Consider the following 25,048-nt stretch of genomic DNA (forward strand, 5'->3'; position numbering starts at 1 on the left):
AACAAGGCCCGTCTCCCCGCATGTTGCCTGCCCACGTCGAGCCACGCGATCTGCACGTCACAGCGATGCACGCCCTCTTCACGGAAGAGGCCGACGCGGCGGTCCGCTCGATCCTGCGCGACGCGGTGCTCGCGGCGGGCTTCGAGCTCGCCATCGCGTGGCGCCTCGATCGTGAGGCCTACGTGCTCCGCTGCGTCGCGACGTATCAGGACCCCGAGCGGCCCGGCGCGCCCGTGTTCGAGGCGGACTCGATGCGGATGACGTTCTCGTACGGCGAGGGTTTGCCCGGGCTCACCTGGGCGCGCGCCGCGACGACGTTCATGCACGACCTCGCCAGCGAGCCGCTGTTCGTGCGCCGCTCGGCCGCGGCGATGGCCGGGCTCCAGTCGGCGGTGGCCTTCCCGATCCACCTCGGCGGCGAGATCATCGGGGTCGCCGAGTTCTACGACCGGAAGGGCCACGTCCCGGACGCGCCGGAGCTCGGGACGTTGCTCGCGCTCGAGGCGCCGCTCGCGCTCGGCATCACCCGCGTCGCGGGCGCCGAGGATCGGGGCCGCGTCGATCGCTCCCTCGGGCTCTTGCTCGACGTGGGAGAGGCGCTCGGGGACGCGGCGGAGCTCGCGCCTCGGCTGGCCAGGGTCGCCTCGCGCGCGGCCGCGTGGATCGGCGGCTTCTGCCTCGTCCACCTCCTCGACGCGACCGGCGCGCGGCTCGTCGCGGTGGATCACGAGGACCCGGAGAAGGCCGCGCTCCTGCGGCAGCCGTGCATGTACCGGAGCCCCGCGCTCGACTCGACGAAGAGCCCGCTCGCCCGGGTGATACGCACGGGCGTGGCGCACGTCCTGCCAGAGACGTCCGACGCGATGCTCGCCGCGACGATGAGCGACGCGGAGGCGCTCGCGGTCCTGCGCGCGGTCTCGATCACGGCGGGCATGCTCGTGCCGATCGTCTGGCAGGGGCGCGCGCTCGGGGCGCTCACGCTCGCGGCGAGCCGCGCGGATCGGCGGATCTTGCGCACGGACGTGAAGGTGGCCGAGGAGCTCGCGCGGAAGCTCGCGCTCGCGGTCCTCTCGGATCGAGCGGCGCAGGGCGAACGCGAGGCGGCCCTCGCGCGGGAAGAACACGACCGGCTCTACCGCGCCTCGCAGGCCGCCGTGCGGGCGCGGGAGGATCTGCTCGCGATCGTGTCGCACGACCTGCGCAACCCGCTCGTCGCCATCAAGCTCAGCGCCACGCAGCTCGGGCGCGAGGCGGAAGGAGACGCGCGCGTCAAGGGCAAGACCGCCCTCATCTTGCGCTCGGCGGACCGCATGGATCGCATGATCCGGGATCTGCTCGATGCTTCGAGGATCGAGACGGGCGGGCTCGCGCTCACGGTCGCGCGCGAGGACGTGCGCCTGGTCGTGCAGGAGGCGATCGATCACTTCAAGCCGCTCGCGGCGCCGAAGGGGATCCAGATCGAGGAGGATCTCCCGGACGAGCCGCTCTTCGCCGAGGTCGATCGCGAGCGTGTGCTGCAGGTCCTGTGGAACCTCGTGGGCAACGCGATCAAGTTCACGCCCGAGGGAGGTGTCGTCACGTTGTGCCTCCGGCGAGAGGGCTCGTCCGCGCGGATCGACGTCGCCGACAGCGGGCCCGGCATCCGGAGTGATCACCTGCCGCACGTCTTCGATCGGTACTTCCACGCCGAGACGAACAAGGCCACGGGCACGGGCCTCGGCCTCTTCATCGCCGACGGCCTCGTGCGCGCGCATGGCGGGACGATCCACGTCGAGAGCGAGCCCGGCGTGGGCGCGCGTTTCTGGTTCACGTTGCCGATCGAGGGCGCGGGTTAGAGCAGGTCGAGGAACCCCCGCAGCGCCTCGCGCTCCTGCGCTTCGAGCCCCGCCGCGCCCTCGGGCGCGCCGTCGTGGAAGAACGCGCCGTCCTTCGTCCACCGCGCCCGCGCGAGCAGCTCGGGGAGGTCCTTCGCCGCGCCGCTCGTCAGGTACGGCCGCTTCTTGGCGAGCCTGCGCAGCGACGGCACGCGCGCGCCGCGCTCGTGCACGTAGGGGACGACGCCCGTCTTCCGGTACTCGTTGGTGCCCCAAACGATCGGCCCCGCGGGCGTGAAGAGCAGCCTCTCCCAGCGCTCGAACGGCACGCGGCTGCCCGGCTCGTTGGCCGAGAGCCGCGCCTCGTGGCAGCCCTCGCAGCGCGCCTCGAAGAGCTTCGCGCCCTCGCGCTCGAGCGCCGAGAACGCGGTTCGCCCGGCCGTGCGCGGGTTCTGCCGGTGGGAGAAACCCATGAGGAAGGTCATCAGCGCCTTCCGGAGCGCGAGCGGCTCGAGGGCGCTCGCCTCCGTCCGGCCGAGCGCGGCGAGCACCGGGTGCCTCGCGGGATCGAGGGAAAACCAGGGCGAGTGACCACTCTCGGCGCCGGCCACGCGGAACTCGGCGTGCGCGACCGTGGACAGGTCCGGATCGAGCGCGCGCGAGAAGTGCGGGCGGTTGTTGAAGAGGCCGAGGAGCGGCTTCGTCACGACACGCACCTCGCCGCGGCCCGTGTGGTGGATGCGCCCGTCGACGTAGCCCTCGAAGTGGCACGTCTCGCAGGTGAAGCGGCTGTGCGCGCCCTCGGTGATGTTCTCCGGGGCCATGAGCGTGGAGAAAAAAAGCGCCTCGCCGAGGCGCGCCTCGGCGCTCGGGGGCGGCGGGCCATCGTGATCGACGACGGGCACGCTCACCTCGCGTGGCTCGCCCGGACGCACGATCACGAACGCGTCGAGCAAGGGGTTCACCGTGACGAACCCGCCGCCGGGTTGCTTCACGAGGTCGCGCGTGCCCGGCATCAGCGTGATCGTCTTCGCCGCATGCGCGCGAGGTTTGCCGCTCGCGTCGAAGGCGAGCCGCGCCGCCCTCTCCCCGCCGTACCCCGTGACGAGCGCCGCGAGCGTGCCGTCCTCCTCCTTCGCGAGGTCGAGCGCCTTCGGCGTCACGACGCCGAGCTCGCTCACGTTCACCGCGGAGAGCAACCGCGCCGCGCCGCGCTCGACGCGGTACAGAAAGACGAACGAGTCGATGTAGCCGAAGAACCCGCCCTTCCGATCGAGCGGATGATCCTCCACGCCGCCCGCGAGCACGAGCAGCCCGTCTCCGTCGGGGAGCGCGGAGAAACCCCAGATCGGTCCGTCGTGCACGATCCGCTCTTCGCCCGCGTCGAGCGCGCGCCCTCTCTCGTCCACGGACCGGATCACGAGCGCATGCGCGTGGAGCGTATCGATCACGACGAACGAGCCCACGCGCTCGACGTGGATCGGCCCGCCGCCGATCGTCGCGACCTCCTCCTGCGCGTTCGGGGCGTCGGGCCAGAACGTGAAGAGCCGCCCCTCGTCCTCCTCGACAGCGTACACCACGCCCTCGGGCCCCGCGGCGATGTCCCGCAGCCCCCGCGCCCTCGTGTTCAGCGCGTCATCGCTCCGCGCGAGGTACGGCGCGGCCTCCTGGACATCGAACCGCGTGATGCCGGCGTCGCGCTCGCCCACGACGAACACGCGGCGACCATCGGGCGTCACCACGAGCCCGCTCGGCGAAGCGGGCGCGGGCAGACGCGTGAGCTCGCGCATCGACGCGTCGAGCACCACGATCACGTCGCGCCCGCGCAGGAGCGCGACGAAACGCTCGCCGCCCGGCAGCGCGGCGAGCGCGTAGGGATCGGGTCCCGACGAGGCGTCGCTCGGCGGCAGGGCCACGAAATCGGCCGCGGCCCGCCGCGAGGCCTCGTACACGCGCAGCGCCGGCAGCGGGTCCGGCGCGGCGGCGGCCTTCGCCTCGGCGGGCGGATCCTCTCGCTTGCACCCCGCGGCCGAGGCGAGGGCGTGGAGTAGCACGAGGCCCGCGGCGCGGCGTGAACCGCTCACCCGCTTCATCGCCGCGCTTCGGCCTCTACCAGCCGCCGCCTTCCGTCGAGGCCGGCTTGGCTGCGGGCGCCGCGCTCGGCGCGGCCTTGGCGCTCTCGGCGGGCTTGGCGCTGCTGTCCGGCGTGGGTTTGGCCTTGTCCTCGCAACCGGCGAGGGCGAGAGAGACAAGGGCGACGAGCACGAGCGTCATGGCTTTCATGGTTCCGGCCTCCTCGGACGCAGCGAAGCACGACGAGCGCGCGGCGCGAAGGGGATACCATCGCGGCCCCGCGCCGAGGATGCAGGCGAGCCGGACCTCCCTCAGGTGCGGCACAGCGCAGGGATTACGGACCCTCCCGACAAGAAAAACCGAGGGCTGGGTGATACGACGACAAGGGCCATGTCGGCCCCAGCCTTTCGAATCGTCGTTTTTCTGAACATTTCGTTCCCGCATCCGCATCACGCCGGCGAGGACGGCCCGCCCGCGCCGCTCGGCCGGCGCCCCATGCCGCGCGTGGACGTCCGCCTCTCGGTCGAGGGTTTCCTGCCGTGGCTCTCGAGCAGGCTCATGACCTCGTCCTCCTCGATGGACCGGAAATCCTCGTAATACTGGCCCACGGCATAAAGGTTCGGGTCCTCGACCAGGCAAACCACGAGGTCCGCCTCGCCGCGCAACATGTCCGCCCGCTCGGGCGAGGCCACTGGCGCCGCGAGCACGACCGTCGTCGCCCCGGCGGACCTGGCCGCGCGCAGGGCCGCCATCGCCGTCGCGCCGGTCGCGATTCCGTCGTCCACCACGACCACCGGCCGCCCGGCGAGCGAGGGCTTTCGATATCGCGCGAAGAGCTCCTCCCGCCGCCGCGCCTCCTCGGCTTGATGTATTCGCTCGGCCTCGAGGTACTCCGGGTCCACGCCGAGCACCCGGAGCGCGCGCGGCTCGACCCAGCACGAGCCGTCGGCGGTGGCCGCGCCAATCGCGAGCTCCGGCTGGTGCGGCGCGCGTAATTTCCGCGCCACGATCACGCCGAGCTCGCCCCCGAGCGCCTCGGCCACGCCCGCCGCGACGACCACGCCGCCGCGCGGAATGCCGAGCACCACCGCCCCCTCGAGCCCCCCGATGCCCTGCAAATGCGCTCCGAGCGACTGGCCGGCCTCTTCCCGATCCTTCCACATCATGACGCCCTCCCCGCCCCCGGACACATCGTCCCCGGGGCGCCCGCTGTCATGCGGGGGCGGCCGGGAAACGTTTCGCCCTTTTCCGGCCGTCGCCCGGCCCCTATGCTGCGCCGCGATGAGCCATCCTGCATCGGACCCCATTGCCGCGTTCCGCGAGGCGCTCGCCCGCGCCGAGGAGCGCGAGGACCACGACCCCACGGCCATGACCCTCGCCACCATCGACGAGGGCGGCCGCCCCTCGGCCCGGGTGGTCCTCTTGAAGGGCGTGGACGCGCGTGGTTTTTCTTTCTACACGAACCTGGAGAGCCGCAAGGGCCAGGCGCTCGCGAGAAACCCTCACGTCGCGCTCTGCATTCACTGGCCCAAGGCCGCCGAGCAGATCCGCGTCGAGGGCCGCGTCGAGCCCGTCAGCGTGGAGGAGGCGGACGCCTACTTCGCCTCGCGCCCGCGCGGCAGCCAGATCGGCGCCTGGGCCTCGGATCAGAGCCGCCCGCTCGTCTCCCGCGCGGAGCTCGAGGCCCGCGTCGCGGAGGTGACCGCCCGCTTCGAGGGCCGCCCCGTGCCGAGGCCGCCGCACTGGAGCGGCTATCGCGTGGTCCCCGATCGAATCGAATTCTGGTTTGGCAGGGACAGTCGCCTTCACGACCGTCACGTGTACGTGCGTGACGGCGACGGGTGGCGCTGCGAGCGGCTCCAACCCTGAGGATCCAGCGTCGGGATCTTGCCTTCCGGTCGCTCGTCCGCCAAGAAAGGAGTGTAGGAAACGAAGGGCAGCCGCCGTTGTCCCTGAAGGCAGGAGCCCACGATGAAGATCGAGCGAGTCGAGCTCTACTACGTCAAGATCCCGCTCTCCGGGGATCGGCCGGGTTTCTTCGACGAGCGCGTCGTCTTCGAGCCCAACTGGATCCCCGGCTACCACCAGACGGACCTGCGCTTCTACCTGCTCCGCCTCGTGACCGACGCGGGTCTCGACGGCGTCGCGGCGATCCCGGCGATGGGCCGCGAGCGCGAGTCGCTCGGGGCCTTGCTCGGCGCGTACCTGCTCGGATTGAACCCGCTCGACATGCGGCTCGTGAACCAGCGAATCGAGGAGTTCTCGATCCTCGGCATGCGGAACGGCTGGATCGACGCGGCGTTCTGGGATCTCGTCGGCAAGATCCGCCGCGAGCCGCTCTTCCGGGTCCTCGGCGGCGAGGGTGGCTTCGCCGTGCCTTATGCCTCGCTCGGATCGAATCACGAACACGACCCGGCCGTCGTCGCGCGGCTCGTCGCCGAGCGGCGGGGCGAGGGGTATGCCGGCGTCAAGATCCGGGTGAAGAGCGACGATCTCGAAAAGATGGTCGCCGTCGTCGCCGCCGCGCGTGAGGCGGCGGGGGAATCGATGGAGCTCATGGTCGACGCCAACCTCGGCTGGCCGGTGGAGCTCGTCGAAAAGAGCCCGCGCTGGGACGAGGACTTTGCCCTCCGCTTCCTCGAACACATCGAGCCGTATCGGATCTCCTGGCTCGAAGAGCCGCTCCACCGAGCCGATCACGAGGCGCTCGCGCGGCTCCGTCGCCGCTCGAAGGTCCCGATCGCGGGCGGCGAGGCGACACCCTCGTGGCGCGAATTCCGGTCGATGCTCGACGCCGGGAGCCTCGACGTCTACCAGCCCGACGCCGTGCTCGCGGGCGGCACGTACGGCGGCGGCGTGAGCGTCGTCCGCTGGCTCGTGCGCGAGATCCGGCGGCGCAACCACGCCGCGCGCGAGAAGAACGAGGACCGGCCGCTCCGGTTTTCGCCGCACACCTGGACGAATGGGCTCGGGTTCGCGGTGAACCTCCATCTCTTTGGCCTGCTCCCGCCGGCGGAGCGGGGCCTCTTCGAGTTGCCTCACGACCTCTACTGGCAGATGCCGCAATGGGCGCGGTTCCTCCGTCATGGATTCGCGCGGGACGACGCGGGCCGGATCCGCATCCCGGACGAGCCGGGGCTCGGCGTGGAGATCGACTGGGAGGTGATCGGCCGCTTCGGCAAGCGGATCGACGTCGTCACGAAGGCGAGCCTCGCCGCCTGGACCGTGCTCGATCACGGCTGGCGCGAGGCGGTGTATCTGCGCAACAAGAAGCGCGAGGTCGAGGACCGGAGCGCGCTCGCCGAATTCGCGCTTCCCGAGCCGCCATTTTGATGTAGCATCGCGGCCCGGAGGTCTTCATGAGACATATCCTCTTGGCTTCGATTCCTGCACTTTCGCTCGTCGTGCTCGCCGCCTGCGGGGGCGACGGGAACACGAGCTCTTCGAATACGGGCGGCGGCGGCGCGGGCGCGACCGGCGGCATGGGCGGCGCGGGCGCGACCGGCGGCATGGGTGGCGCGGGCGGCGGCGCAGGCGGCATGGGTGGATCCGGCGGCGGCGTCGGCGGAATGGGTGGATCCGGCGGCGGCGTCGGCGGAATGGGTGGATCCGGCGGCGTCGGCGGAATGGGCGGCGCGGGCGGTGGTGGCGGCGCAGGTGGCGGCATGATGCAGGTGAAGCCACCCGTCACCCCGTACATCGTCGTCGATCAATTCGGGTACTTGCCGAACGGCGAGAAAATTGCGGTCATCCGCGATCCCGAGAATGGCTTCGACGCCGCGGAGTCGTTCTCGCCCGGGGGAGCGTACGCGCTCGTGAATGCCGACACGGGCGAGCACGTGCTCACGGGCAGCACGGTCGTGTGGGGCCAGGGCGGCGTCGACCCCTCGTCGGGAGATCGCGCCTGGCATTTCGATTTCTCGTCGGTGCAGACGCCCGGCACCTATTACGTGCTCGACACGGGCCTCGACCTGCGCTCGCACGAGTTCCGGATCGCGACGAACGTCTATCGTGACGTCCTGAAGGCCGCGGTGCGCACGTTCTTCTACCAGCGCGCCGGATACGAGAAGACGGCCGCGCACGCGGGCGCGGGCTGGGCGGACGGCGCGAGCCACGTGGGCCCGGGGCAGGACAAGAACGCCCGGCTCTACAACACGCCGAACGACGTGGGGGCCGAGCGGGACCTCTCCGGCGGCTGGTACGACGCGGGGGATTACAACAAGTACACGAACTGGCACGCCAGGTACGTGACGACCTTGCTCTTTGCCTACGACGAGGCCAAGGCCGCCTTCACCGACGATTACGGGATCCCCGAGTCGGGCAACGGGATCCCCGACGTCGTGGACGAGGTGAAGTTCGGCATGGACTGGCTCATCAAGATGCAAACCACGAACGGCTCGGTGCTGAGCATCGTGGGCGTCGCGCACGCGAGCCCGCCCTCGGCCGCGACGGGCCCGAGCCGCTACGGCCCCCCGAGCACCTCGGCGACGCTGAGCGCGGCCGCGGCCTTCGCGTATGGCTCGATCGTGTTGCGCTCGCTCGGCGGCTCGTTCACGGCCTACGCGGACGACCTCGTCGCGCGGGCCGAGAATGCCTGGAGCTGGGCGAACGCGAACCCGAACGTCACCTTCCAGAACAACGACGCCGGCAATGGCTCGCAGGGCCTCGGCGCGGGGCAGCAGGAGACGAACGATTACGGAAGGCTGAGCAAGAAGATCGAGGCCGCCGCCTATCTCTTCCACGCGACGGGCAAGGCGACCTACCGCCAGTTCTTCGACGCCAATTACCAGCAGATCCACCTGATGCAGTGGAACTACGCCTTCCCGTTCGAGACCGAGCAGCAGGACGCGCTGCTTTATTACACGAAGGTGCCGGGCGCGACCACGAACGTCGTGACCGCCATTCGCAACACGTACAACGGCGCGATGGACGGGGCCGACAATTTCGGCGCGATCAACAGCGGGGCCGACCCGTACCGCGCTTACATGAAGGACTACGTCTGGGGCTCGAACGGGACGAAGTCGCACCAGGGCAACATGTACGAGAACATCCTCGTCTATGGCATCGACCCGGCGAAAAACACCGCCGCGGAGCGGGCGGCGGCGCGGTACATCCATTACCTCCACGGGACGAACCCGCTCGGGCTCGTGTACCTCTCGAACATGAACGACCACGGCGCGGAGAACAGCGCGAACGAGTTCTACCACGCGTGGTTCGAGAATGGCAGCGCGTCATGGGATCGCGTGGGCGCATCGACCTACGGCCCGGCCCCGGGCTTTTTGACGGGCGGCCCGAACCCGAGCTACGACTGGGACGGCTGCTGCCCGGGCAATTGCGGCAGCGCCGAGAACAACGCCGTCTGCGCGTCGGAGGCGATCAACCCGCCGAAGGGGCAACCTGCGCAGAAGTCGTACAAGGACTTCAACACGAGCTGGCCCTTGAACTCGTGGTCCGTCACCGAGAATTCGAACGGCTACCAGGTCGCGTACATCCGGCTGCTCTCCAAATTCGTGAAGTAGTCCCCGCCATTCCCCCTTGACGAGCCGCGCCGTCCGCGCGACGACGATCGTGTCCCATGCGATCGAGGCGCCTCTTTCTGGCCGTGGATCCGAGCGAAACCTGCCAGGCGAAGATCGCCGAGGCCGTGAGCCGAGCGCGCACGTCCGCCCCGCGGGCCAAATGGGTCCGGACGGAGGGGATTCACGTGACGCTCGTGTTCCTCGGCGCGGTGGCGGAGGAGCTCGTGCCCGCGGTGGTGGCGAACGCGGAGGCCGTCGCGGCGAGGCACGCGCCGCTCACGCTGCGATTCGAGGGCGCCGGGTGTTTCGGCGGGCGGAAGCCGAGGGTTTTGTGGGCCGGGGTCGAGGGCGACGTGCCGGCGCTCGGGCTCGTGCAAAAAGAGCTGTCGGAGGCGCTCGTGGAGGTCGGGTACGTGCCGGAGGAGCGCGTCTTTTCGCCGCACCTCACCCTGGCGCGCGCCTCGGGCTTCGGCGGAGACACGGGGCTCGTGCTGGCCGCGCGGTCGCTCGCGGGAGAATCGTTCGGCGAGGTGGACGTGCGGGAGATCGTGCTTTACGAGAGCGTGCTTTCGCCCGCGGGGGCGCGATACGAGGCCGTGACGCGATTGCCGCTCGGGGGGGCGCCGCCGCCTTTGCATTGAGGGCGGCGTCGGGGTGGGTGAGGCTCAGCCGCCGGAGGGGTTTTCGTTGGTCGGCGTCGTCGTCGTCGGCGGCGCCTCGGCGGGCGGCGTGACCTCTTCGCCTGCGAGGGCGCGGCTCGTCGGGCGGACGCGCTCGGCGAGGTCTTTTCGGCCGGCGAGGCGGAAGAGGCCGACGAGGGTGTCGGCGATGCCTTGATGGTCCTCGATCCAGGCGAACACTCGTTGCTCGCGGAGGCCGAGCTGATCGGCGAGCTCCTGCTCCTCGCGTTTCATGGTGGCGAGTGATTTGTCGAGCATGCTCGCCTTCGTGGCGAGCGTCTGGGCCATTGCGGCGCTGTCGAAGGTGATGCCCTCGACGGTGACGAGGAACGGCTTTTTGATCATCAGGTTCGAGACGCTCTCGGCGTGGCTCACGAGCTCGCGGGGCGCGCGTGGTGTCTCTCCTTCGAGGCTGTAGGTCGCGATCCCCTCCGGGCCGAGCGCGTCCGAGACCATCGATTTGACGCGCACGGCGGCGCGGAGGAGGTCGGCGGTGACCGAATCACGCTCCTCGCGCAGGCCGACGTCGTCGGAGCGCTCGGCGAGGACGCGGTGCTCGGCCTCGTCGAGGGATTGGGCCGACGCGCCGAGGGTATCGGTCAAGAAGGCGAGGAGGACGTGAAAGAACTCCTTCGTCGCCATGGTATTCACGCCTTGCACGGAGATCGCGCGCGCCGCGAGCCTCTCGGCGACCTGCTCGGCGTGTGTCTTCGCGGCATGAACGACATGCTCGCTCGATTGAATGCGGTTATCGACCTGCCTGGACTTCTTCGCCACGAACGACCTCCCTCACGTGAAGCGCCCGACCTCCCCGAGGCGGACATCGAGCGAGGGAGCTTACGAGCTTGCGCCCGTCGGTGTCCAGTCCGGACGTGCCGCGGACACGTTCCGTAAGTTACGGAGCACGATCGCGGCGGCCTGGGAGGGGTTCCGTCACCAAAACGGCGGCGTCGCGGGGGCAGATTTGTAGCTACGTACACAAAACGGAGGCGTCGCGGCGTCCGGATTTTGTTTTCGTCCGGGAAGCGGCGGCGTCGTGGGGGTCGATCGGGGGGATCGTCACGGCGCGGCGGGGGCGCGGGGGTCGATCGGGGGTTTTGTTCCGGGAGAGGTGGGGGCGCGGGGGGCGCGAATGGCTGATTTCGTGGCTTTTGCTGCTTTCGGGTGCTCCCCCGCCGCGACTGTCAATACGTCGACGGCACCTGCGGAAGCTGGCTCAGCCGTGACGGGCTCTCGTCGGCGAGGTCGTCGAACACCTCCCGGATCAGCGGCACCTTGTCGATGCCGGCCAGCGAACCGAGCACCACGTGTTTGGCCGACGCATACGTTCGTTGCCACGCGTTCCATGCCCCGGCCACGTCCGCCGTCATCGAGCGGCGCTCCGACCTGCCCGCGTGCACCTCCGCGTCGAACGTCTCGAGCGCCGCGCGCGTCTGCTCCACACGCGAGGACCAGCTCGCGTGCTCCGGCATCATGTGCTTCATCTTCTCGATCGCCTCGAGCGCGTGCTCCAGCCGCAAGAGCAGCTTCATCGGCGTACGCCGCACCGCCGTGCTGAGCGATTCTCCCTGGAGCAGGCGCGACGCGATCATGAACCCGTCGCGGCAAGCCTCGGCATAGTGGACCAGCGCGCGCAGCGTCTCGCGCGCCGCGAGGACCGGATCGGGCTCACCCTCGGGCGCCCGGTGCAGGTAGAGCTCCGGCACGCCGGCGCGGAGCAGCGCCGCCTCGAGCGCGTCGCTCGCCGCGGCCACGCGGCCCGCCATGAGGCGCAAGGTCCCGTCGAGCTCGTGATCGAGCCCGAGCAGGAGCGTGTTGATCTGCGCAGCAGTGAAGCGGCCATACGCGATGGCCTCGTAGGGATCCATGCGGGGGTCGGTCATGATCGACCTCTCGGTGGTGCGGGATTTTTGGGGAAGCGAGCCCCACCATTACTGCAAATAAAGGGCGGAGGTCAATCGGCGCGACGAGGACGACACCTCGACCCCCGCCGATCGTATAGTCTCTTCCAAAGAAGCCGATAAGCCGTGAGCGAAGACAAACCCGAAGGCGACGCCAGCCAGGCGAAAGCCGAAGCGAAACCCGAGGGCGGGGCAGGCCGGCGGCGCAAGCTCACGCTCGGCGCGCTCGGCGCCCTCGTGCTCGGCGCAGGCACCTTCGCCACGTTTTACGGGGCGCCACGATGGACCGCGTCACGAGACGCGAAGCGCGCGGGCGCAGCGCTCTTCCGTTGTCTCTTCGGCGAGACGCCCGCGGCAGGCGAGACGCCGGAGCGACGGCTGCGGAGGATCTTGCTCACGGCCGTGTCGTTGCCCGCGCCGGAGCGCGTCTCGGCAGAAGGCCCCGGGTGGCCCGGCCGATGCGCCACGCACGCCGAGGCGCTCGCGGACGCCGAGCGACGCAGAGGCCGCGCCACCCTCGCGCCGCCGCCGGATCTCGCGGCCCGCGTGATCCAGAAAGCGCAGGACATGTTCGCGCGATCGGACCTGCCGCTCGAGTCGATCTGGAGCATGGCCGATCCGGACGGCGGTCCCAGGGACGTGCCGCTGCCCCCCGCGCCCGCGTCGCCGGTCGATCTCGACGCGCCGAACCTCGGCGAGCGGATCACGTTCGGGGATCACTCCGCGGACGCCGTCCCCGGACGAACCCTGCGCCTCGTGTTCCGGGGTGATCGCGGCGGGCCGCCCATGGCGTGCGTGTTCCCCGCGGGGCTCGGCTCGGCCACGTGCACGCCGCTCGCGCCGCGCGCCCGCCTGCCGCGTCCGCACCTCTGGCCCTCGGCCGACGACGACGGGCCCGCGCTCGTCGCCGATCGGAGCTCGGCACGAACGACGTTTTACCGGGCCGACACCGGGCAGGCGTTCGGGGAGGCGTACCACGTGGTCGGCGGGTTCTCGGCGGCGAAGGAGGTCGTGGGCGTCGTCGAGATGGAGCTCGGACCACGAGGCGAGGAGCGCGCGCTCTGGCTCGATCGGAGCGAGGGCACGAGGCGCGTCGGTCACGCGCGGATCGATCCGCCGCCGCGCGTGCGCTTCTCGAGCGTGTTCGTCCTCGGCGACGCGCTCACGTGGATCGAGCCACGCGCGGGCAAACCCCACCTCCTGCTGCGCCGCCTCGGCACCTCGGCAGGCCCGCCCGGACCGATCGAGGACGCAGGCCCGCTGCCACACGACGCCATGCAGCTCGCCGCGTGCCACGCGCCGAAGAGCCTCGTGCTGCTCGCGAGGGACGGCCGAGGCACAACGTGGATGACGCGCCGCGATCGTCGCGGCGGCTCGCCGCTCGTGCGCGCCGAAGAGCCACGAAGGCCCCCGAGCGCCGCAGTCGTCTCGGAGATCGTGACGTGTGACGACGACGCGGCGGCGGTGACGCTCGTGCTGCGCAAGGGCGACGGCGCGAAGGCGGCACACGAGGTGCGGCAGGCGCGGTGCACGAAGGAGACGTGCGAGACGGTCGTCGTCGCGGAGGCCGATCTCTTCCGCGCTCGGGATCCGATGTCGCGCCCGGCGCCGCCGGTGAACGAGGAGACGACCGTGCTCGCGGCTTCGCTCGGCGCGTCGCTGCTCGTCGTGTGGAGGACGCCGGAGGCGGGCGTGCGCGCGCGGATCGCGCTCCCGTCGGCGATCACGTCCGCGCCCGACGTGGTGGTCTACGACGAGGCGAGCCAGGACGTGAACGGCGCGGGGCGGCTGCACGCGATGCGCCTGTTTCCGCGCGGCGACGCGGCGATCCTGCTGCTGCACGCGGTGAGCGGCGTCAAGGCGATCCGCATCGGCGCGGACGGGACCGTGCGGCCGATCAAGGGAGGTGCGGAGGAGGCGGCCGCGGTGGTACAGTGACGGTCTCGCATGAAGGCCGGTGACCTCATCGGCGGCAAGTACCGCCTCGCCCGCAGGCTCGGCCAGGGCGCGATGGGCGTCGTCTGGGAGGCCGTGCACGAGATGACGTCGCGCCGCGTCGCGGTGAAGCTCATCGTGAACGCGACCGACAACCTGCGCCGCCGCCTCCTGCGCGAGGCCCGCGCGGCCGGGCAGATCGCGCATCGGAACGTGGTCGAGGTCTACGACGTCGGCGAGACCGCGGAGGAAGATCCCTTCCTCGTCATGCAGCTCCTCTCGGGCGACACGCTGTACGCCTGCATGAAGCGCGAGGGCCGCATGGCCCCCGCGCGCGCCCTGCCCGTCGCCCGCGACATCGGCCGCGCCCTCGCCGCCGCGCACGCGCAGGGCATCATCCATCGGGATCTCAAGCCCGCGAACGTCTTCCTGCACCGCGAGGCGGGCGCCCCGGGCGAGCTCGTGAAGGTGCTCGACTTTGGCCTCTGCAAGCCGATGGGCGTCGACGAGATGCTCACCATACCCGGGGGTTTGCTCGGCTCGCCCGCGTACATGAGCCCCGAGCAGATCGCCGGCGCGCCGGACCTCGATCCACGCACGGACATCTGGTCGTACGGCGTGCTCATGTTCGAGCTCTTCGCAGGACAGCGCCCCTTCGCGGGCCGCGGCCCCGACCTCATCAACACGGTGCTCACCGCCCCGATCCCGCGCCTGCGCGACGTCGTTCCCGGGATCGATCCAGGGCTCGACGAGATCGTCGCCGGCTGCATCGTGCGCGACAAACGAGCGCGGATCGCGTCGGCGGCGGAGATCGTGGCGCGGCTCGAGCCGATCACCGAGAGGGCGCAGAGCGCCGGGCCGGCGCCCGCGGACGACGGGGACGAAGGCGGGCTCGCGGTCACGATGGTCTACCGGCCCGGGGCGAATGGACCGCCCTCGGCGGGACACAAGGTCGCGAAGACGATCCCGCTCGCGGCATATCCGGGGCCGCTGCCGGGCGCGCCGGCGCCGATGCGGGAGGGCCCGCCGCCCTCGTATCCGCAGCCCGCCCCGCCCTCGCAGCCCGAGCCTCCGAGGAGCGCTCCGCAGGGGAGCTTCGCCGGCATGCAAGGCCAGGCGCCGCCGCCGCGTTTGTCCGAGGCGCAGAGGTCGTCCTGGGGGCCGCAGCCCCCGCAGCCGCAGCCCCCGCAGCCGCAGGCGCCGCCGCCGAGCTGGCAGGCCATGACGGGGCAGAACCAGGCCATGATGCAGCCCTTCCCGGCCGCGCCGCAGGCTCCGCCCGAGCGGCGGTGGATCGGCTTCGTGATCCTGACGCTCGGCGTCCTCGCGCTCGTCGGGGTGCTGGCGTTCGTCAGTTTGTCCGGGGGGCGCTCCTCGAAGCCAAACGCGCCCGCGGCCCCCTCGGCCGCGCCTCCGTCGCGTTGACGCTTGCATAACGATAGCCGCGCGATAACACGCTGCATTGCAGCAAGCGCGCGCCGGCACCCGTGGTGCGCACGTCTCGGACGTCTGCGCGCTTGACATCCCCCTTTGGCTTGGGTTTGCTCCGCCGCTGCCCAAAAGCCTCCAGGAAGCACCTCGATGCAAGCCTTCGCACATCTACTCGTTCGTCGAGCGACGGCGTGGACCATCGTCCTCGCGGTCGTATTGCTCTCGCTCGCGAGCCTCTTTTTTGCGTCTCGGGTCGATCGCGACGACGACGTGCTTTCGTTCCTGCCGCGGGAGAACCCGGAGGTCGGCGTCTTCTACGACGTGAGCAAGCGATTCGGCAGCCTCGACGTCGCGCTGGTCGGAATCAGCACGGACGACGCGCTCTCTCCGGAGTTTTTGACGCGCCTGCGCGCCCTGACGAAGCGCCTCAACGAGACGGACGGCATCGGCTACGCGATGACCCTCACGAACGTGGAGGATTTCGCGGCGGATCCGCAGAAGGGCGGCATCACGACCGATTACCTCGTCGGCAAGATCCCGGAGACGGCCGAGGAGCAGGCCGCCCTGCGCGAGAAGGTGCTCTCGCGGGATCACGTGGTGGGCAACCTCATCTCGGCGGACGGAAAGGCGACGCTCCTTTATTGTTTCGCGGGCTACGGGGCCGAGCCGAAGGTGGTGGCGGCGAAGGTCCGCGAGGCGGTGGAGGAGGCATTTCCGCGCGAGGCAAAATACTGGGGCGGCGCGCCGTTCATATCGACGTACATCTATGACGTCACGCAGGAGGACATGCGGAGGCTCGCGCCCTGGGCGGTGCTGGTGATCGTGCTCATCACGGTGCTGTCGTTCCGCGACTTCATCGGCGCCGGCCTCGCGCTCCTCTCCACGGGCCTCGGTATCGTGATGTCCCTCGGGCTCATGGGCGCGCTCGGCGTGTCGGTGAACGTGGTGCTCGGTTCGCTACCGGTCATCCTCTTCGCCCTCGGCAGCGCGTATGCCGTGCACATCCTGAGCCGTTATTACGTGGCCGCGCACGAGCAGAAGGACCCGGCGGCGGCCCTCGTGCGGACGCTCTGCGAAATCGGACCGCCGGTGCTCGCCAGCGGCCTGACGACGTTCGTGGGCCTTTTGTCCTTCCTGCTGATGGACATCGCGCCGCTGCGCACGTTCGGCATTTTCACGGCGCTCGGCATCCTGATCACGCTCATCCTCTCGCTCACGTTCGTGCCCGCGGTGATTTACCTCGTGCGGCTGAAGGGGAAGCCGGCCGAGGCGGCGGGCCCGGCGCGTTTCCACGTGTGGCTGACGACGCTGCCGCAACGGAGGCGCCTCGTCGTCGCGCCCGTGCTCGCGGCGCTCGCGATCACCAGCGGGATCTTCGTCGGCAAGGTCGACAGCCGCATGGACAACGCGGCGTTTTTCTCGAAGGACAGCCCGCCCGATCAGGCCGAGACGTTCCTGCGTGACCATTTCGGCGGCTCGCTCTTCCTGCAGATCCAGGTCGAGGGCGACATGACCGATCCGGTCGTGCTGCGCGAGCTGCGTGTCCTCGCCGATCGTATCGCGGTCCTGCCGCACGTGAGCTCGGTGAACCACGTGGGCGCCGTGGTCGCGCAGATCAACGAGGCGATGGAAGGCGACCGGCGCATCCCGGACAGCGCGGCCAAGGTGAAGCTGCTCTACGGCTTCCTCGAGGGGAAAAAGGCGGTCTCGCAGCTCGTCACGGACGATCGGCAGCGGGCGCTCGTGCAGATCAAGCTCGACACGAACCTCGCCGCCGAGACCGAGCCGCTCATCGAGCAGATCCGCGGCGTGACGAGCACGGCGATCGCAGCGACGTACACGGTGGCCGAGGCGAACGGCGGCCGGAAGGACGAGGTCGCCTCACGCGCGCGCACGCTGGTGACGAGCCGGATCGCCGCGATCGGTCGGCAATTCGGGGTCTCCGTGCCGGACGAGGCGGCGCTCGGCGAGCGCCTCGGGGCGGGGAACGTGGAAGGCGCGGCCGAGCCCACGCGGGCGGAGCTCGTGCGGTTCCTCGGCTCCGAGGAGTGCAGCGTGGAGCTCGAAGGGCCCGAGGTGATCAACGCGGTCGCCCGCGCGCTCGCGGCGCTCGGCCCGCGCCCGGAGGCGGCGAAGCTCACGGAGGCGATCGCCCAGGCGCTCGGCAAGAGCACGGACGACACGCTCGTGACCGACCTCGCCGACACGGTGGATCGTCCCCTCGAGGAGATCTGGCGGCGCAGCGAGGCGATGGTGCGGGCGAAGGAGCTCGTCGCTGCGGCGAAGATCGCGGCGCCGGAGGGCGCGAAGGGCAAACGTCTCCACGCGGCGATCGCGACGGCGTTGATGGATCTCGACGTCCCTTCCCTCGCCTTGCCGCCTGCCGCGGGGGATCAAGCGCAGAAGCTCGGCGTGTCGGTGACGGGCTTGCCGGTGATGCACGCGGGCCTTTCGAAGAGCGTCGAGTCGAACCAGTGGAAGAGCCTGTTCTTCGCGCTCGGCTGCGTGCTCGTCATCATGACGGCGCTCTTCCGGTCGTTCTGGAGCGGGCTGCTCGGCGTCCTGCCCATCGTGCTGACGATGGCGGTCATCTATGGCGGCATGGGCCTCGTCGGGGTGCGGCTCGACATCGGGACGTCGATGCTGGCGAGCTTGATCATCGGGGCCGGAGTGGACTATGCGGTGCACCTGATGGTCGCGTGGAGCGCCCCGGACAAGTCCCCCCTGGCGGAGTCGGCCACGACGGCCGCGCGGCAGACGGGCCCCGCGATCTGGGTGAACGCCCTGATGGTGGCCGCGGGCTTCTTCGTGTTGACGCTCGGCGACGCGCGTCCCCTGCAGAACGTCGGAGGCCTGACCGCGGCGGCGATGATCACGGCCGCCCTCGCCACCATGCTGGTGATCCCCCTCTTCGCCCGCAAGACGCGCTACTACGGCGATGGATCTAGAATACCGGCCGAGGTCCCCTCGTCCGAGGCGTCGGACGCAGTTCTCGACACGAGCACGAGCCCTCCCTGAACGAACGAGGTTCGATGATGAGCGCAATTTTCCGTAGCTGGCTTTCCGCCTCCGCCCCCCTCCTCGGTGCCGCGCTGCTCTGGACGGGCCACGCGAGCGCCGACGCCCCGGGCGACAAGGCCTTGAAGGGGATGGACGAGGCGATGAACCGCGCCAAGACCCAGTACTTCGAGTACGAGGTCGTGAACCAGGAGCCCGGCAAGAGCGAGAAGAAGATGGCGCTCAAGGTCTGGCTCAAGGGCGAGAAGCGCCTCACCGAGTTCACGGCGCCGGCCGACATGAAGGGGACGAAGGTCCTCATCCTGTCGCCCACGCAGATGTACGTGTACCTGCCGGCGTTCGGGAAGATCCGCCGCATCGCCAGCCACGTGACCGACCAGGGCTTCATGGGCCTGGCCTTCAGCCAGGACGACCTCGCGACGCAGATGTACGCGCCGCTCTACGACGCGCAAGTCGCGTCCGACGCGGCGGCCGAGATGAAGCTCGTGGCCAAAGCGAAGGCGGGGCAAACGACGCCCCACGGCAAGATCGAGTTCCTGGTCGCGAAGGACAAGAACCTCCCGACGGAGCTCAAGTACTTCAACACGTCCGGCACCCACGTGAAGACCGAGACGCGCACCAATTACACCTGCCAGGGGAATGTCTGCACCCCGGAGGAGCTCAAGATGGTCGACCACACGAAGGGAGGCCACTGGACGAAGATGATCCGCAAGGCGTGGAAGGTGAACGAGGCGATGAGCGACAACCTCTTCTCGAAGCGCAACCTCGAAAAATAGACTCCGCCCCGGGCCAGATCGAGTAAAGACGCGCGCGCCGCCTCTCCTTCCACAGGACGGGCGGCGCGATGCATTTCAACGATCGAGGTCACGAGCCATCATGAGTCGCCACGTTCGTCGGCGCAGCATAACCGCCTGCGCCCTCGCCCTCCTCCTCGGCGCGGCGCCCCGCGCCCACGCCGACGACGAGCTCGAGCTCGATTGGAGCGGCCGCATCCAGAGCGACCTGCGCTTCCGCCTGGAGCCCGTGGGCGTGGGCGACTGGTATGCACGGCAGGAGCTGCCGGCAGGCGTGGAGCGCAACTGGAACACGCTCGGGCTGAAGCTCGAGGCGAATTACGGCAGGTTCCACGCCGTCGCGGCGGTCGATTTCGTGTGGAGCGGCTACCCCGAGCGGATGACGAGCGTCGGGGACCTGTCGCGGATCGAGAAGGCCGAGCCGTACCGCCTCGAGCCACGCGCGGTCTACGTGGAGGCCGAGGGGATCTTCGTGAAGGGGCTCGACCTGCGCATCGGCCAGCAGGTCGTCTCGTGGGGCGTCGGCGACCAGTTCAACCCGACGAACAACCTGAACCCCGACGATCTGCGTGATCCGCTGCTGTTCGGCCGGCAGGTCGCCAATTTCATGGTGAAGGCCGATTACTGGATCAGCGAGGACTGGTCGATCTCGGGCGTGCTCGTGCCGATCTTCAAGCCCGCGATGCTCCCGCTCTCGGGCTCGCTCGCGCTGGCGCAGCTCGATCGCGTGCCCTTCGTCTCGGGGGCGCTCGGGGACCGCGTGGTCGCCGAGCAGGCGGCCGCAAAGATGCTCTTCGGCCACCCGACGATCATCGGCAGCGTGACGCCCGTGATGCCCGAGCCGACGTTCGACAACATGCAGTTCGCCTACCGGATCGCCGGGACGATCGGCGAGCACGACGTCGCGCTCTCGTATTACAACGGCCGCACGGATTTCCCGCAGCCGCGGAGCAACCACACGCGCCAGGCCCTCGGGAGGCGCTGCAACCCGGACGATGCGAACGATTGCATCGAGGGGCTGCTGCTCACGGACGTGAACCTCGAATTCCCGAAGATGCACGTCTACGGGCTGAACGTGACGGGCGAGGTGAACCCGTTCAAGTGGATCTCGGAGGAGATCAACGGGATCGGGTACCGCTTCGAGGGCGCGCTCGTGGTGCCGCGCGGGCAGTCGATCCGGCTGACGAACGACGAGCTCGCCTTCGGAATCCCCCAGCCGGCCGGCGAATACGATTACGACGCCGACGGCCAGCCCGGCGGGCGGGAGCCGCTCGTGGTGGACGATACGCCGTTCATGAAATGGGTGCTCGGCCTGGATTACACGTTCGGCGAGCACGTGTACGTCAACGCGATGTGGGTGCACGGGCTCGTGGACGAGTTCGGCGCGGGGGACTGGATCAAGGAAGGGTACGTGGTCCGGCAGAGCGGGCTCATCGAGGGGTCGAACGTGCTCGCCTGCGCGCTCTCGAAGAACGGCGAGAGCTGCACGCAGAAGATCCTGCGGCCGCGGCTCGGCGATTACGTGGTGCTCGGGGCCGATTTCAAGTTCGCGAACCAGGCGGGCCTGTTCCGGCTGTTCGCGATCCTCGACGCGACGCCGCTCGTCGAGGAGACCTGGGACGACGAGCAGGGCAAGCGCGTGCAGAGGAAGATCTCGCCGCTCAGCGCGGAGGGCTTCTCGATGGTGATCTTCCCGGAGCTCGATTACAACTTCGGCAATGGTCTCGAGCTCGCGGCGGGGGCGCTGCTGCAGCTCGGCAAGCCGTACACGAAGTTCGGGTCGGCGGAGACGGGCGGGTCGACGGTGTTCACCCGCGCCAAGTACAGCTTCTAAGGTTATTGCATCCCGACTTTCCGCCGCGGTAAGTGTCGGCCATGATGCGGCTCGGGGCCTTCTTCGCGCTCGCGGCGCTCGCCGGTTGTGGCGAGGCCGGAGGGCGCGGCGCGCCCATCACCGCCGAACGCGGGCTCGCCGCGGCGACGGCGCTGCCGAGCGCGTCGGCCGTAGCGTCCGTCCCGACGAACGATGCGCCGCGCGTGATCACGTCGTGCACGGACGCGCCCGCGTTCGCCCTCTTCGTCTCGCCCCGCAAGCCGCGCCCAGGGAGGCCGCTCCGGATCGTCGCGGTCGCGGACGAGGCGAGCACAGGGGCGCTCGTGGTCCGGGACGGGAGCGGAGACACGGTGGCCCGCGCGGACGAGCGGCGCGGCGCAGGGCCGTACTTCTGGAACGTGACCGTGCCCGCGCCGGAGGCGGGGACGCTCCGCGTGGTGCTCGCCGAGGCGCGAGAGGCGCGCGCCTGCAAGGACGTGACGATCGACGACGCGGAGGAGCCGCCGCGCGCCCGGCGCGGGATGTGGCCGGCCGAGAGGGCGTGGGAGAAGGCGACGGAGAACCTGTACGCGGCGTGGATCGAGGCGCTCTTCGACGCGCCGATCGGCGAGCCGCTCACGTTCGCGGCGCTGCACGAGGCGCTCCGGGATCCGAAGCGGAACCTGCTTCACGATCACCTCGGCCGCGGCGAGGACGAGCCGGGGGAAAACGCGCCGGTGCTCGATCCGGACTGCGCGGATCTGCCCTACGCGCTGCGAGCGTACTTCGCCTTCAAGATGGAGCTGCCCTTCGCGTACTCGTCGTGCACGCGCGGCGGCGGAGGGCGCGCGCCAAACTGCAAACGGCCGCGGACGAGCCTGGAATGGCCGCGGCACGTGCGCTCGGATCCGATGGCCGGCTTCGCCGAGTTCGTGCGCACGACGCTCGCGGACACGGTGCACTCGGGGACGGGGCGGACCGCGGGCGACGACGACGAGACGGATTTCTACCCGGTCCGTCTGGACGAACGAGGGCTCCGGCCCGGGACGATTTACGCGGATCCGTACGGGCACGTGCTCGTGGTGGTGAAGCGTTTGCCGCAGACGAACGAGCGGGCGGGCATGCTTCTCGCGGTGGACGGGCAGCCCGACGGGACGGTGGCGCGGCGGCGGTACTGGCGCGGGAACTTTCTCTTCGCGCTCGACCCGTCGCTCGGCAGCCCGGGCTTCAAGCGGTTCCGGCCGCTCGTGATGGAGCGCGGGAGGTTACGCGCGCTGTCGAACGAGGAGATCGCGGCGCACCCGGACCACGGGGATCACGCGATGGAGCAGTACGAGCACGGCGTGGAGGGGTTTTACGATCGGGTCGACGACGTGCTCTCGCCGCTGCCGCTCGACCCGACACGCGCGCTGATCGAGACGATCGACGCGCTCGAAGAGCAGGTGAAGGGGCGCGTGGTGTCGGTGGAGAACGGGCGAAAATACCGGCAAGGCGGCGGCAAGTCGGTGGAGATGCCCGAGGGGGCGAGCATCTTCCAGACGGTGGGGCCGTGGGAAGATTTCTCCACGCCGTCGCGGGATCTCCGGCTGCTCGTGGCGATCGACGTGGCGCGCGCGCTGCCCGCGCGCGTCGAGCGAAGGCCCGAGCGGTACGCGATGCCGGCGGGGAAGACGGCGGCCGAGGTGCGCGCGGAGCTCGACGCGACGCTCGCGCGGGAGCTCGAGGCGCGGCGTTTTTCGTACGTGCGCAGTGATGGGTCGTCGTTCTCGCTCTCGCTCGCGGACGTGGTCGCGCGGGCCGCGTCGCTGGAGGTCGGATACAACCCGAACGACTGCCCCGAGGTGCGCTGGGGGGCGAAGGAAGGCACGGACGAGGCGTCGACGTGCAAGATGCGAGCGCCGTGGAAGCAGCTCGCGCGCATGCGCAAGGTGCGCGCCTGGTTCAAGGAGCGGAGGCGGCCGGCGCGAGGTTAGAAGGTGGAGACGCTGGCGCGGCTCATGCGCAGGAGGAGCTTGAGCAAGAAGGGGCGGCCGGTGCTCGGCTCGCGGACGTAGGCGTCACCCGAGGCGAGCCGGCGCTCGGCCGCGGTGAAGGCGGGGACGTGGCGGAGCCGGGCGGGGATGCGCGGGTAGGCGCGGCGGATCGCCTCGATCGAGGCCTCGACGCGCGCCTGCTCGCGCGGCCCGAACACGAGGCCGAACCCTTCCCGCAGCGGCTCGGGCAGGAGGGACGCGGTCATCATGGAGTACCAGCGCCAGGCCAGACCGAGCGCAGGGTGCGGCGGCGCGAGGAGGTAGTCCGCGAGCTCGCGCGCAGGCGGCGTGACGACGAGGGAGCCCGAGCGGAGCATGTCCTCGTACTGCTGCTCGAATGCGGCGAAGTCCTCCGGGAGGTCCTCGGCTTCGAGCCCGAAGAGGAGCGCGAAGCGCCGCGACTCCGCGTAATACGCGTCCTTCTCCCAGGCCTCGAGCGGGCGAAGGACGAGCTCGTAGGAGCGCACCGCGTTCATGATCAAGGTCGCGTAGACCCAGCGCAGCGCGCCCTCGTCGTTCGCGTGGTACCGCGCGCCCGCGGGCCAGGGGCCGGCGGCCTCCGTGATCACGCCGGTCACGCGCTCGTGGATCGTGTGCACGGCGCGCGCCGAGCGGAGGGCGCGATCGAGCGGGCCGAAGATCATCGCGTAGACGTTCTCGAACGTGCGCAAGAAGCGGCCGAAGGTGTCCTCACGCGTGACGGAGTGTTCGAAGACGCCGTACGCGACGAACGGATGCGCGAGCTGCAAGAGCGCGGCCGCGCCGCCCGCGAGGAACACCACGCCCTCGCGCCCGATGTGCCAGGTGAGGCTCGTGGGGCCGAACAGGCCCACACGAGGCTCGTTCACCGAGCCCTTCACGAGGTCGAGGCACCGCTCGAGATCTGCCCTCGTCACCGTCATGTGTCCCCCCACGTGTGATGTTGCCGAAGCAACCTCACGCTACCGAAATTCCGAGGTTTATCGACGGTCTTCGACAGGTTTGCAGCCGATGGCCGCCCCGGTCGAACGCGCCTCCGTTCGGGCTGTCTCGAGCGCCTCGGTGAGCCGCTTGCGGTTGGCGGGCGGGAGGGAGCGGTCGGCGAGATCGGCGCGGAGGCGCGCCTCGAGCTCGAGCTGGAGATCGTAGGTCTTCTGCAGCTCGCGCGCGTGCAGGTCGAGGTCCTTGCCGCGCGTGGCCGCCGCCCTCGACTTGCCGAGCGCGATCTCGGTGAAGAGCGCGGAGGTGTCGCGCGGCGGATGGTAGACGTAGAGGCCCTGGCATCGATCGGCGCGCGGGCCGATGAGCACATGCGCCTGCCGGCCTCCGGCGCGCTTGCGGCGCTCGTCTTGATCGCCGAGGAACGCGATCTTGTAGTTCTGCACCGAAGCCCCGACGAGGGAGCTGTAGCCGGGCCCATCGGCGTCCGCCTTGCTCGGCAGCTCGATCCCGATGAAGGCCTTCTCGAGGCACGCGCGGAAGGGGCCCGTGTCGCGCTCGCTCAGGCTCTCTCCCGTCGGCTCGAGCGCGGTGACGCGGGCGCTCCGGATGACCTCCGACGCGGAGATCTCCACGTCGAACGTGGCCATGTACTCGCCCTGGAAGCCGGAGGCCTCGTACTCCTGCTCCCAGCAGGCGACGACGGGCCGGAGGTGGCCCGGGGTCGCCGCGGCGACGAGCTCCGCCGCGAGCTTCTGGGACGAGGTGCAGCCGAGGAGCCCCGCCACGATCACGGCGAAAACGACCGCGCCGGAGGTGCGCGCGAGCACGCGGCTCACGGGGCGCGCCCTTCCTTTTTCGCGCCGCCGCCGCCTTCTCCCACGAGGATGGTGCTTTGGATGACGCCGTAGTCGGGGTACTGGCGGGTCGCCTCGCGAACGCCGATGTAGCGGATCGTTGTGGCCGCGTTGCGATCGTCGTAATGCTTGGCCATGTCGAGCTCGCGCTGGCACCCGAGCAGGGCAAGCGGCAGAAGCCACGTGGGCCATGTCGATTGAGGAAAACGAACACGCAGGCCCATGACGCGGCGACCCTAGCAGATTTTCCCACGAGCGAACG

Annotated in this window: 19 protein-coding genes; 11 read left to right on the top strand and 8 right to left on the bottom strand. The window is 70.2% G+C overall.

What is annotated here, in order from left to right:
- Positions 1 to 20: 20 nt before the first annotated feature.
- Positions 21 to 1,835 (top strand): sensor histidine kinase, encoded by a 1,815-nt coding sequence (locus GF068_RS09035; protein ID WP_153818900.1) that lies wholly within the window; start codon positions 21 to 23, stop codon positions 1,833 to 1,835.
- Here the strand turns inward: GF068_RS09035 and GF068_RS46945 are convergent.
- The 3 genes from GF068_RS46945 to GF068_RS09050 all read right to left on the bottom strand — a co-directional run bounded on the left by GF068_RS46945 (position 1,832) and on the right by GF068_RS09050 (position 5,053).
- Positions 1,832 to 3,898, bottom strand: a complete 2,067-nt coding sequence (locus GF068_RS46945; RefSeq protein ID WP_153818901.1) for an NHL repeat-containing protein — start codon at positions 3,896 to 3,898, stop codon at positions 1,832 to 1,834. The two genes, GF068_RS09035 and GF068_RS46945, sit on opposite strands and share 4 nt — an antisense overlap.
- 25 nt (positions 3,899 to 3,923) lie before the next feature.
- Positions 3,924 to 4,097, bottom strand: a complete 174-nt coding sequence (locus tag GF068_RS09045; protein WP_153818902.1) for a hypothetical protein — start codon at positions 4,095 to 4,097, stop codon at positions 3,924 to 3,926.
- A gap of 239 nt (positions 4,098 to 4,336) precedes the next feature.
- A complete protein-coding gene (locus GF068_RS09050; protein ID WP_206079424.1) occupies positions 4,337 to 5,053 on the bottom strand; it encodes a phosphoribosyltransferase in 717 nt (238 codons plus the stop codon).
- A 115-nt stretch (positions 5,054 to 5,168) separates the two neighbouring features.
- Between GF068_RS09050 and pdxH the strand changes: the two genes are divergently transcribed.
- The 4 genes from pdxH (at position 5,169) to thpR (ending at position 10,047) form a co-directional block, all read left to right on the top strand.
- Entirely contained in the window at positions 5,169 to 5,756 is a 588-nt protein-coding gene (gene pdxH / locus GF068_RS09055; RefSeq protein WP_153818903.1) for a pyridoxamine 5'-phosphate oxidase, read from the top strand.
- Between the two features lie 102 nt (positions 5,757 to 5,858).
- Complete coding sequence (locus tag GF068_RS09060) at positions 5,859 to 7,220, top strand: mandelate racemase/muconate lactonizing enzyme family protein (protein WP_153818904.1); 1,362 nt, start codon at positions 5,859 to 5,861, stop codon at positions 7,218 to 7,220.
- Between the two features lie 26 nt (positions 7,221 to 7,246).
- Positions 7,247 to 9,406, top strand: coding sequence for a glycoside hydrolase family 9 protein (locus GF068_RS09065; protein WP_153818905.1), 2,160 nt, complete (start codon positions 7,247 to 7,249; stop codon positions 9,404 to 9,406).
- A 56-nt stretch (positions 9,407 to 9,462) separates the two neighbouring features.
- Entirely contained in the window at positions 9,463 to 10,047 is a 585-nt protein-coding gene (thpR, locus tag GF068_RS09070) for an RNA 2',3'-cyclic phosphodiesterase (RefSeq protein ID WP_153818906.1), read from the top strand.
- A gap of 24 nt (positions 10,048 to 10,071) precedes the next feature.
- On the opposite strand, the gene GF068_RS09075 is transcribed toward thpR, so the two are convergent.
- Complete coding sequence (locus GF068_RS09075; RefSeq protein ID WP_153818907.1) at positions 10,072 to 10,863, bottom strand: hypothetical protein; 792 nt, start codon at positions 10,861 to 10,863, stop codon at positions 10,072 to 10,074.
- A 407-nt stretch (positions 10,864 to 11,270) separates the two neighbouring features.
- Positions 11,271 to 11,969 carry a hypothetical protein gene (locus tag GF068_RS09080; RefSeq protein WP_153818908.1) on the bottom strand — a complete coding sequence of 233 codons (699 nt, stop codon included), beginning with the start codon at positions 11,967 to 11,969 and terminating at the stop codon, positions 11,271 to 11,273.
- A gap of 144 nt (positions 11,970 to 12,113) precedes the next feature.
- Here GF068_RS09080 and GF068_RS09085 point away from each other — a divergent pair, with 144 nt between their 5' ends.
- The 6 genes from GF068_RS09085 (at position 12,114) to GF068_RS09110 (ending at position 22,951) form a co-directional block, all read left to right on the top strand.
- Positions 12,114 to 13,925 (top strand): hypothetical protein, encoded by a 1,812-nt coding sequence (locus GF068_RS09085; protein ID WP_153818909.1) that lies wholly within the window; start codon positions 12,114 to 12,116, stop codon positions 13,923 to 13,925.
- 9 nt (positions 13,926 to 13,934) lie between these two features.
- On the top strand, positions 13,935 to 15,347 hold the full coding sequence (locus GF068_RS09090) for a serine/threonine-protein kinase (protein WP_153818910.1): 1,413 nt from the start codon (positions 13,935 to 13,937) through the stop codon (positions 15,345 to 15,347).
- A 156-nt stretch (positions 15,348 to 15,503) separates the two neighbouring features.
- Positions 15,504 to 18,371 (top strand): efflux RND transporter permease subunit, encoded by a 2,868-nt coding sequence (locus GF068_RS09095; protein WP_153818911.1) that lies wholly within the window; start codon positions 15,504 to 15,506, stop codon positions 18,369 to 18,371.
- Positions 18,372 to 18,385: 14 nt separating this feature from the next.
- Positions 18,386 to 19,147 carry an outer membrane lipoprotein-sorting protein gene (locus GF068_RS09100; protein ID WP_153818912.1) on the top strand — a complete coding sequence of 254 codons (762 nt, stop codon included), beginning with the start codon at positions 18,386 to 18,388 and terminating at the stop codon, positions 19,145 to 19,147.
- 100 nt (positions 19,148 to 19,247) lie between these two features.
- Positions 19,248 to 20,999 carry a hypothetical protein gene (locus GF068_RS09105; protein ID WP_153818913.1) on the top strand — a complete coding sequence of 584 codons (1,752 nt, stop codon included), beginning with the start codon at positions 19,248 to 19,250 and terminating at the stop codon, positions 20,997 to 20,999.
- Between the two features lie 41 nt (positions 21,000 to 21,040).
- Complete coding sequence (locus tag GF068_RS09110; RefSeq protein ID WP_153818914.1) at positions 21,041 to 22,951, top strand: hypothetical protein; 1,911 nt, start codon at positions 21,041 to 21,043, stop codon at positions 22,949 to 22,951.
- Here GF068_RS09110 and GF068_RS09115 read toward each other — a convergent pair.
- From GF068_RS09115 to GF068_RS09125, 3 genes are all read right to left on the bottom strand, one after another.
- A complete protein-coding gene (locus GF068_RS09115) occupies positions 22,948 to 23,907 on the bottom strand; it encodes an oxygenase MpaB family protein (RefSeq protein WP_170319368.1) in 960 nt (319 codons plus the stop codon). The genes GF068_RS09110 and GF068_RS09115 overlap by 4 nt on opposite strands.
- Positions 23,908 to 23,970: 63 nt before the next feature.
- Positions 23,971 to 24,768, bottom strand: a complete 798-nt coding sequence (locus GF068_RS09120; protein WP_153818916.1) for a hypothetical protein — start codon at positions 24,766 to 24,768, stop codon at positions 23,971 to 23,973.
- Positions 24,765 to 25,010 carry a hypothetical protein gene (locus GF068_RS09125; RefSeq protein ID WP_153818917.1) on the bottom strand — a complete coding sequence of 82 codons (246 nt, stop codon included), beginning with the start codon at positions 25,008 to 25,010 and terminating at the stop codon, positions 24,765 to 24,767. Before GF068_RS09125 ends, GF068_RS09120 begins: the two co-directional genes overlap by 4 nt.
- Positions 25,011 to 25,048 lie beyond the last annotated feature (38 nt).

Origin of the sequence: Polyangium spumosum, assembly GCF_009649845.1 — a bacterium.
GTDB classification, from domain to species: Bacteria; Myxococcota_A; Polyangia; order Polyangiales; family Polyangiaceae; genus Polyangium; species Polyangium spumosum.